The organism is Paracoccus sp. JM45 (assembly GCF_003590715.1).
Lineage (GTDB): Bacteria > Pseudomonadota > Alphaproteobacteria > Rhodobacterales > Rhodobacteraceae > Paracoccus.
In genome coordinates, this window is sequence record NZ_QQVY01000036.1 from 1 (window position 1) to 10,159 (window position 10,159).

Sequence of the window (10,159 nt, forward strand, 5' to 3'; positions counted from 1 at the left end):
TCCGGAAAGACGGTCTTGCACATAATCTCGCAGGGCCGGGTTACTCGCCAGCTTGCTTGGCTTTGGGCGCTGCGCTGCACGATCCGCATGCCATTGCGCCGTGATCGCGTGATAGTCGAAGTCCCCGCTGCGGGTTGCAGAATTGCGCCTGATCTCTCGCGATATCGTGCTGGGTGACCGCGAAAGCTTACGCGCTATTGCGCGGATACCTGTCCCCCTCGCACACTCCAAAGCAATTTCTTCTCGCTCAGAGAAAGTCAGTTTTCGGCGCGTCAGGGAAGTCGCCGAAGGTGCAAGATGTGTGGGAGGCATTCCACCAGAACTCCGAAACCACCGGATTCCGACAGGACCGGAAACACCTGCTTGGACGGCAGACACTTCACTGGAATGACCTGCGGCCACGCCCCGCCAGAACCGACACAGATTCTCACGTTGCCAGACTGGCGGCCTTCCTGGAGAATTTAATTTGCCCCGTGTCGAACGTTCGGATTTTCGTCTGCCTGTTTTTGTCATCTACACCTCATAAAATGGGGTGTTGCGACGACCGGTTGAATCCGCCGCGGCTGAGCCGCGATCCGTGTGATGAATGCAGCCCTTAGGCGGCTGTCGCAGGCCCACAGCCATATCCAATGCCCGGATCGCCAGGTCCCGCTTCATACGATTGCTGACCGCCCAACCGATGACGCGTCGGGAGTATAGATCGAGAATGACCGCAAGATACAGCCAGCCTTCACTGGTCCAGATATATGAAATGTCGCCTGCCCATTTCTGGTTTGGGGCATCAGCAGAAAAATCCTGATCCAACAGATTAGGGGCGATGTTAAAGGTGTGATTGCTGTCGGTTGTAGCCTTGACTTTACGAGTTCTGACAATCTTTATGCTGTTGTCTCGCATCAAGCGCCCTACACGCCGGTGGCCTACCGCCAACCCCAGTTCCTGTGACTCTTCAGTCATCCGGGGGCGGCCGTAGCTTTGCAGGCTGAGACGATGTTGGTCACGAATATGAGCTAAGATCACCATATCATCACGCTGTTGCTGACACATTGGGCGGACCCGCCACGCACGATACCCACGTGATGTGACCTGCATAACCCTGCACAGAAACTCAACCGGCCATTCTTCTCTCCAGGCGTCAATGAAGGCAAACCTCACCGACTTTGGCCTGCAAAGAAGATCGCCGCTTTTTTTAACACTTCCCTCTCCTCTCGCAGCAGGCGGACTTCCTTGCGAAGGCGTTCGTTCTCCCGTTCCACATCTTCATGAGGACCCGACATCAAATCATCATGCTGGTGTTTCTGAACCCATTTGTTCAGGGTCGAAAGCCCGACGCCCAAATCAGATGAAACCTGAGGGCGTGTTAAGCCGCTGGTTGTGGCGATGCGCACCGCATCACGTCGAAACTCGTCTGTGTATCTCGTTGCCATTCCCAATCTCCTTCATAGCAAACATTGCTCGAAAGAGACCGGAACTAAACCGGGACAAGACCAGAACTAGATGATCGCCAGATTGCCGGTAAGGGCCGCGACGCTGAAGACGATCAGATTTGCAGTGGCATGGGCTGCAATCGCATCCGAAATGCGCCCGCTGCGGCATGCAACGATTGAAAAGACAAGACCGGCAACGAAAGCTTCGGCCCATCGGTCGTGAAGCGCAGCGAAAAGCCCGGCAGTGATCAAGGCTGACATAACCAGACGGGCAACAGGGGCTGGCTGGTCCAGCGCTGTGCCACGCAAGCGATGTTCCAGATAATCGCGAAAGAACAATTCCTCGACCAACGGGACCAACAGGACTGTTCCTATGCCACGGAACACGAACCAGACGGTGACCATTCCGCCAGATAGTGTGCCATAGGGCAGCGGGCCGTTTGACGGTTCAACCGGTATGACGATCCACATCAGCCCCACAAGGCCACCGGCCAGCCAAGCCGTTGGTGAAATCCGCCAGACGATGCCTTGCAGGGCAGGCCAGACCAACGCAACTGCGGCCGTGAGCAAGATCACCCTGATGGGGTAAAGCATTGCCGGGTTTGTGCTGATCGCAGGGGCCACCACGGCGGTTAACATAAACACGGCAAACGGCAGGATGCGCGCAGCAACCGGATCGCGCCAGAGCGGGGGAAGGCTGTTTGTCCGCACCGCTTGAAGTGTCGGTGCTCGATGCAGGGCGGGCACGCGGCGCGCGATCAGGATAATACCAAGGGCCACGATCGTGAACATCATCCACCCCGCGTGACTGTGAAACCCCCCGACGGCCAGTTCGGGCCTGCCATGCAGACCGATCAACAGCAGCACAGCAATGCGCACGGCGTTCAGGATCATACTGGCGGCAATACCCGCCGGGAACAGCAGGAATGCACGGGGAAAGCGCAGTTCGGACCGGAACAGCCACAGATAAAGACTGACGAAGATCATGACCAGTGCAATCCCCTCGATCCCCGAACAGGCCGGCGCTATTGAAAGAATGAAATCGCCTTCGCCGATATGCTTGAGAACAGGATCGACATAGAGGTCATAGCCGAGAGGCTCTATCAACATGGTTACAACGCGGAACGTCATGTCCGAAATGCGTTCCATCTGCCATATGGGCTGCAACCGGACCGCAAGGGCAGGGGCCATACCGCTTGCGACCAGCGCGACTGCCAACGGAAGGCCGGTTTGCGCCAGAAAAGCGCGCCAACGCTGCCAAGGGGCAAGCCAGCCGCAAAGTCCCGCAAGGATCATTGCCATTCCGGGCACCCAAAGCGCGAAAGCCGGAATCATCATGGACGTCCCGCTTGCGCCTTGCAGCATCAGCACGGGGATCATGGAAAGAATGAAACCGGCCAGATTCAGCAGCAGGGGGCGTGCATCATGACCCGCCTCGGCCAGCAAATCCAGAAACAGATGCGGTCGCAGCATGGAAAACAACCCGACAGCGGCGATCATGCAATAAAGCGCCGCAAGGCTTTTGCTGGCAGTCCCGCAGGCGGCAATGCCCCAATTCGCCCTGCAGTCAAAGTCGATAGCGTGCTTGAAAATCATCCCAATGACCAGAAATTGCATTGCCAGCAGCCCTGCTGCCAGGGCGCAGGGCGTCACGCGCAGTCGAAGCGGGGGGGCGGGCATATTTCTCATCACGGGCCTTCAAACATAAGGTCATCTTTACAGGAACAGGCCCGCCGCAAGGCAGGCCTGTCACACTTGTCAAAGTCGCGATACGAGTATCAGTAGGCGCGGCGACGACGTTCCCAGGTCAGCAAAACAATGGCAGCCAGCGCGGCCAAAGCTGCGGTGCCTTCCAGGGCGCTGATTTCCGGAACCGGCGTTACCTTCGGCGGACCGAAGCCAGCGACAGTCGCATGCGCGACGCCAGTTGCAAAAGCCGAAATGCTGGCAGCGGTTGCGGCAATCGAGAACATTTTCATAATTTGAACTCCGAAACAATGAACGGCGGTCCAAGTCGCCGTCCTTTAAATGGCAGGATCACCGACAGGGCGATCCAATTCCGGTCCTTGGACGACCGGAATTCTGAGCCGCGTCCCCATCGAGGACGCGGCTGCGTGACGCATCAGGCGAAGCAGAAGCAATCCTGCTCCAGCGCGTCCCATTCGATACCGACGATAAGCGGCTGGCTGTTGCCTGCGGCTTCGGCTTCTGCGGTCGGGTCAAGGATCAGCCCGACAATGTCGCCTTCACCAACCTGGAAACCTTCGCCATTGGCCAGCGCAAGATCATAGATCTCGCGGGCATTGTCGTCGGTGCCCATGCTGCTGTTCACGAAGACGATGTCATCGGTCAGGCCCCAGATGGCGCCTTGGATTTCGGCCTCGGTATAGGTCTGGTTTGTCCCATCGCCGTTGTCCATGTCCTCGAACCCCTGGTTCAGGATCCAGTTGACCATGTCCAGATTTTGCGGGTTTTCGATGGTGCCGGACGGAACCGAACCTTCGTCGGCCAGATAGACGCTATAGGGAACCGTCACGTCCGGCAGGATCGGTTCATAGGCCGACACGCAGTAGGTGACATCGAAGAACTTTCCGTCAAAGCGTTCATCGCCTGTCCCGGACAGGGCCACGCCATAGAAGCCCCCGTCGAAAGACGCATCAGCGGTCAGCACCAAATTGCCAGTCGTGGGCAGGCTGTCCTTGATGGTTTCCAGCGTGTTTGTGGCTCCGCAGAAGGTCAGATCGACATTGGCGGTATCAAAGCCGCCTTCGCCATCGGAAACCTGATAGCTGTAGCTGGCGGTCGCCTTCTGACCGATCGTCAGGTCCGCATAAGCAGCCGATCCGTCAAAGACCAATTTGCCATCGACCAGAGCGATCGAGACACCATCCACGTCGACCGATCCGCCTTCGACAATGTCCATGCCCGCAACCTGCGTGATGGAAAGCATGTCGCCATCAAGGTCCGTGTCGTTGGCAAGCACATCGACCGTGACAGCATCGTCGGCGCAGGTATTCGCAACGTCGTCCATCGCGTCAGGGGCGCGGTTTTCGATCACAAGGCCCGCGTCGACATCAAGGTTGGTCTGACCGATGCCAAGCGTGATCGGGCCGGTCATGCCGGTGGCCGGATCGGCGTCGCTGTCCAATGCATCATTGCTGCCGGCATTTGCAGTCGTGAAATCGAAGCCCGCTTTTTCGGTGAAGCCAACGGTATATGTGCCCGCCTGCAGGCCGCTGAACAGATAGTTGCCGTTTGCGTCGGTTGTGGTGGTTGCCAAGGCAACGCCGCCGGCAAACAACGTGACGGTGACACCCTGAACGCCGGTTTCCGAAGCGCTCTGGATGCCATCTTTATTCGCGTCAAAGAAGACGATGTTGCCAAGGCTTGCCGTGGCCGGATCTTTCAAGCCTGCATCATTGTCCGAAGACACTTCGCCAATGTCCAACGAGATGGTGCCCGTGCGACCGGTCTCGGGGTTTGCGTCGCTGTCGATCGTATCGTCACTTCCGACATTTGCGTCGACAAGCACGCGGCCATCGACGGTCGTCGGGAACTCGACAACATAGTCGCCCGCGTCCAGACCCGTGAAGATGTAAGAACCGTCAGCTTCGGTCACCGTGGTCGCAACAACTGCGCCTGCGGCGCTCAGCAGGCGGACGGTGACGCCGCCGACGCCGGTTTCGGCATCGTCGATCGCATTGTCGTTTGCATCGATAGAGACGCGGCCTTCCAAAGCGGCAGTGCCGGGATCTTTCAGACCCGCATCGACATCCTTTGTCACCTCGCCTGCAACAACCGTCGCGGTGTCGGTGATGCCGGTACCGGTATCAGCATCGCTGTCGATCCGGTCATCGGTGCCAACATTCTGATCCGTCAGAACGCGGCCTTCGACTTCCGTAGGGAACACGACGTTATATTCGCCGGGCTGCAGGTTGTCGAAGCGATAGCTGCCATCGGCGGTGGTCGTCGTGGTTGCGACGACATTGCCCGCGCTGTCCAGCAACTGGACAGCGACGCCGGCAACGCCGGGTTCGGCAGTGTCGATGCCGTTCTTATCGGCGTCGATGAACAGCCGGCCTTCCAGCGCACCCGGCTCGATCGTCGGTTCGACAGGGCACAAGGTAATGTTGTCGATAATGGCGAATTCGCAGCCGACGCCCGCGCCTTTTAGGGTGATGACATCCCCCTTCGAAAGCTGCAGGTCGTCTAGCGTGATTTCGGTCCATTTGTTGGTCTCGGCGTTCAGACGGGCAACGCCGACCTCTTTGCCGTTTACCAGAATCTTGACGTATCCATCACCCTTGGCAGCATCCCAGAAACGCAGCGTCAGGTCGTAATCACCCGAGGCACCATCGAAAACCTGCGAGGCGCTGCCGTGATAGCCGGTCAGCTTGATGTATTCGCCACCCGAAGCACTGGAGGCGTTCTTGACCGTGTAGCAGGAAAGATTCATGTCTTCGGCTTCATAGACAACGCATGTCGGTGCCTCATCCACGTCTTTGACGCCAACTGACAGTTCGGTGTGGGTTACGCCACCCTTGCCGTCGCTGACCGCAACAATGACATTATAGACGTTATCGCCATCCTTCGAGCCGGGTGCCTCGTAATCCGGGGCCGCCTTGAAGCTAAGCACGCCGGTTTCGGCGTCGATCTCGAACAGGGCCGCATCTTCGCCGCCAGCAACCGAGAAGCTGAGCGTATCGCCATCCGCGTCCTTGGCATTCAGGTCGATAACCAGCTTGGTGTTTTCGTCGACGCAGAAGACGCCGTCAGCGGGGACGTTGGTAAAGGTCGGCGGCGTATTGGTCGGAGCCGAGCTGCCTGCACCAAGGCAGGAATAATCAATCCACGACCCTTGGACATTACAGGTATTCACCACCGAAAGGTTGACCCCGGCCGCGGGTTGGGCGCCATAGAAAGTGAAATAGCCGTTTCCGGCACCGGCAGAATTGTGACCCTCGATCTTCATCTCGATCATGTAATAGGTCTTGCCGTCCGAACCTTGCAGCACGTGATACTGTTCCGCGAACATCTTGCAGCCGACGGCCTTATCATCGATATAGCCGTTCTGGCCCGACGTATCCTCGGCCTTATTATAGCGGTCGTACCAGCTGTCACCTGACAACTTGCTGTCATTGTCATAGGTCGACATCTTGACGGTGGCTTGACCCATTACAAACGAGTCACCTTTGCCAAAATCGCAGCCGTTTTTGCCGTTCGCCAGAAGGTCGGCCTCTGTGAACGCGGTCCACTCGAATTTCTTGTAATAACTTGTCATGATCGTTGTCCCAAAAGCGCCTGTAAGGCAAACCGCAAACTTTGACCGGAACGCGGACCAGGGAATATCTGGCCAGCAGTTTCGGGGTCAGCTACACACCCAAAAAGCGCAGTAACCGACACTGTCATGCGTTTAAGCACATACATTTAAAATTTTATAAGTCTATACTTAACTCAAGCCGTCATCAAAATTTTGTGTATATTTTTCAAAAGCCTATACAAAAGGCTAGGTGGATTTGGGTGATTTACAGCTTGAAAGAAAGTAGTGGATAATAAGCGCAATTTTAGGTTGTGCTTGGTGTGCCTTCGCGACTGCAATAGCGACATCAGGGTCTTGTATCTGCCATTAGCCATATATCCATTGCGTTTCGGGAACGCTCTGCTGGGCAAACCCGGCGATTGTTCGGGCAACAAAATAGGAAAAATAATATAAGACGTTTTAACAGCGTCCGGCCTCGCATTGAGCATGACGATGTCGGCCTATGAAGCGCTGTGGGTAAGGCCATTGGCTGTCTTGCGTGACGTATCGGAGACATTCCCAGATTGTGATGCAAACGGACAGCAATCCGGCTGCGGTTTGACCTGTTCAGCTCGTTTGCCTTGTTTCACTGTCGTTTTGCTTGGGCCTCGGCAGGGATCCGGTATTTTCTCTTATCATTTTCGTTATAATGTTCGCATGTGGTTGCCGCTAATGCTGGCTAGCTAAGGATTAGTTTTTTGAAAAATCCAACCTGCCGGCTGTAGAACCAGTAACCATATGGTCTCTAATCAAGTTTTTGTTCGGACTTAATTGGAACGAGGGGCATTGGGGTGCTAGAACTTGAAATTATCTATCTCACTGACTTTGTTTATATAAATTCGGAACCATCCTTTTACTTTCAAGGTTGAGATGCAGAAATGACAATATAAGGCGCGCCAGTTGATCAAGGTCGCAGCGCAAGGTCAATTTTCTGATACGTCAATAAGGATATTTGAATGACACCGCTTCAGATTGCCTCGGTTATTCTTGTCCTTGCTGCTGCGTCAGGAAGCTTCAACTATTTCTTTCTTAAGCTTCCGCCTTCGATCGGGATTATGTTCACAGCGCTTCTTGGATCTTTTCTGATACTTGGGGTGGATCACTATTTTCCAAGTCTGCAACTTGTCGAACAGATGCGCGACCTTGTGACCGCTATGCAATTTTCCGGTTCATTGCTGGATGGCATGCTTGGTTTGCTTTTATTTGCGGGCGCACTTCATGTGCCATTGGCTGCCCTCAAGCGCGAAGCACTACCGGTTTTGCTGATGGCGACACTGGGTGTGGCCATTTCAACATTTTCTGTCGGCGTGGGGTTTTCGTGGATTGCTGGGATGCCGCTATTGATGGCGCTGGTTTTCGGAGCGTTGATATCTCCGACCGATCCAGTTGCAGTTTTGGGGATTTTGCAAGACGCAAAGATCCGCAAGAGTCTGGAAACGAAAATTGCCGGTGAATCATTGTTCAATGACGGAGTAGGTTATGTCGTTTTTCTTCTGCTCGTCGGGGTGGCTTTTCCTTCTAGCAGCGATCATGGCACCGCGACATTCGACCTTGGATCGGCAATCTCCCTGTTTTTACGCGAGGCCGTAGGCGGCGCATTATTGGGCGCTATACTTGGCGGGGCGGTGTTTCAGATCATGCGCCGGATGAATGATTACCCATTAGAGGTAACGCTAACCCTCGCGCTTGCTTTTGGTGGATACGAGCTTGCACTGGGGTTGCATGTATCTGCGCCAATTATGGCGGTTGTCGCTGGCCTTATGATCGGGAATGTCGGACGTCGTGATGCGATGTCCGAAGAAACGCGCACCTACGTCGATGGTTTCTGGCGTCTGGTCGATGAAATTCTGAACGCCGCCCTGTTCCTGATGATCGGCATGGAAATATTCCAGTTAAGTATTACCCGCGATATGGCACTTACCCTACCCGCAACCATTGTCCTGGTACTCGTTGCAAGACTGCTTTCTGTCGGGCTGCCAATATTGCTGTTGCGCCCTATCCGCCGCGAAGGGCGCGATGTGGTCCCCCTTATGACTTGGGGCGGTCTCAAAGGCGGAATTTCAGTCGCGCTAGCCCTATCTTTGCCTGACAGTGACTATAAGGCACAAATACTTGCCGCGACCTATGCGGTAGTGGTTTTTTCGATAATCGTTCAAGGTCTTACCCTAGGAAAGCTTGCGAGATGGCTTAGAAATGAGCGCGTCGAAATTTAGAAACGATCGGCTCTGTTGAAGGCGCGGATGCTCCTCCCAACGGCATCACAACGTGCCATTGTGGTGAGTGTTAAAGCCATCACAAAAGGAAGGAGCATTCATGTCCGAAGTTACTCTAATCAGTATCGATTTGGCAAAGCACGTCTTCCAGTTGCACGGCGCGTGCTGTAGCGGTTTGGTCGCGTTCCGAATGAAGCTGTCATGGGGGCAATTGCTCGCGTTCGTGGCACAGTAGCCCATATGTCTGATCGCTATGGAGGCTTGTGCGACGGCCCATGGCTCGGGTCGGGAGTTTGAGAAGTCGGGACACGATGTACGCTTGATCCCGCCAGTTTATGTGGAGTGGTTCGTCAAAAGCCAAAAGAATGATGTGGCCGATGCGGAGGCTATTGCTGAGGATCCGGTGAGAGTGTCCGATCTTCTTCTGTGGTTGCCGTCCTTGATGCAAGAAGCTTCTGACCCTTTGAGGATGTGATCGAGCGCGTTCTTCTGTCAGGCCTTTGAATGCGGCGTTCCAGAAGCCGCTGGCCGGGATGGTGATCCGCGGATTGGGTCCATATTTGTGTACCGAGCTGTTCTTGCTCCGGAAGATCGCCTGGTTTTTCCAATCCAGATCTATTCGATCATTCTGCCCATTCAGGTCATTGACTTGTCACACCCCCACTTACCGATCTCTGCGTTTCCGATGCAGCAGAAGCTTCACGCTACAGCGGCTTTCGCATAGACCGGATCTCGATAATCCTGGTTTTCCGTTAGCATCGCCCATACGGCACGAGCCATCTTATTGGCCAATGCGATCGCGACCAACATTCGCGGCTTTCTTGACAGCATTTCCGCGAGCCATGAGCCTTCCGGGATCGACCTGCGCCCCATCCAATTCAGCCGAGACATTGCGCCAATGATCAGCAGTCGCCGAATGTCGGTCTGACCGGCCTTTGAGACGCGTCCCAACCGCTCCTTGCCACTCGAGGAATACTGGCGCGGCACCAGCCCCAGCCAGGCGCTAAAGTCGCGTCCGCGCCGAAAGCTCGTCATGTCCGGAGCAAAGGCCTCGATGGCAAGCGCGGTCATGGGGCCGACTCCGGGCATCGTCTGTAATCGACGCGCCATGTCGGTCAGAGGTGGTCGCAGGAATTCGGACCAGTTGCTAAGCTTTAGCGATTGACGAAGGACTGACCTGAGATGACGAAACGAAAGCGCTATTCTGCGGAGTTCAAGGCGAA

The 10,159-nt window shown here is 55.4% G+C and carries 5 protein-coding genes and 3 pseudogenes; 2 read left to right on the top strand and 6 right to left on the bottom strand.

The window, feature by feature from the left end; all coding sequences use genetic code 11:
• From DWB67_RS18720 to DWB67_RS17100, 5 genes and pseudogenes are all read right to left on the bottom strand, one after another.
• Positions 1-312 (bottom strand): helix-turn-helix domain-containing protein (locus DWB67_RS18720; protein ID WP_182911653.1); only part of this gene is annotated, 312 nt, incomplete at its 3' end.
• Between the two features lie 252 nt (positions 313-564).
• Positions 565-1,424: pseudogene (locus DWB67_RS18515) on the bottom strand (IS3 family transposase); the annotation flags it as partial.
• Between the two features lie 66 nt (positions 1,425-1,490).
• Positions 1,491-3,113 (bottom strand): exosortase E/protease, VPEID-CTERM system, encoded by a 1,623-nt coding sequence (gene xrtE / locus DWB67_RS17090; protein WP_119808763.1) that lies wholly within the window; start codon positions 3,111-3,113, stop codon positions 1,491-1,493.
• Positions 3,114-3,202: 89 nt separating this feature from the next.
• On the bottom strand, positions 3,203-3,403 hold the full coding sequence (locus DWB67_RS17095) for a hypothetical protein (protein WP_119808764.1): 201 nt from the start codon (positions 3,401-3,403) through the stop codon (positions 3,203-3,205).
• A gap of 143 nt (positions 3,404-3,546) precedes the next feature.
• Entirely contained in the window at positions 3,547-6,705 is a 3,159-nt protein-coding gene (locus DWB67_RS17100) for an SdrD B-like domain-containing protein (protein WP_119808765.1), read from the bottom strand.
• A 974-nt stretch (positions 6,706-7,679) separates the two neighbouring features.
• Here DWB67_RS17100 and DWB67_RS17105 point away from each other — a divergent pair.
• The gene (locus tag DWB67_RS17105; protein ID WP_119808766.1) at positions 7,680-8,936 is read left to right on the top strand and encodes a sodium:proton antiporter; all 1,257 of its coding nucleotides are present in this window, start codon (positions 7,680-7,682) and stop codon (positions 8,934-8,936) included.
• A gap of 100 nt (positions 8,937-9,036) precedes the next feature.
• Positions 9,037-9,333: pseudogene (locus tag DWB67_RS18520) on the top strand (IS110 family transposase); the annotation flags it as partial.
• 302 nt (positions 9,334-9,635) lie between these two features.
• Here DWB67_RS18520 and DWB67_RS17115 read toward each other — a convergent pair.
• Positions 9,636-10,052, bottom strand: a pseudogene (locus tag DWB67_RS17115) (transposase); the annotation flags it as partial.
• Positions 10,053-10,159: the final 107 nt, after the last annotated feature.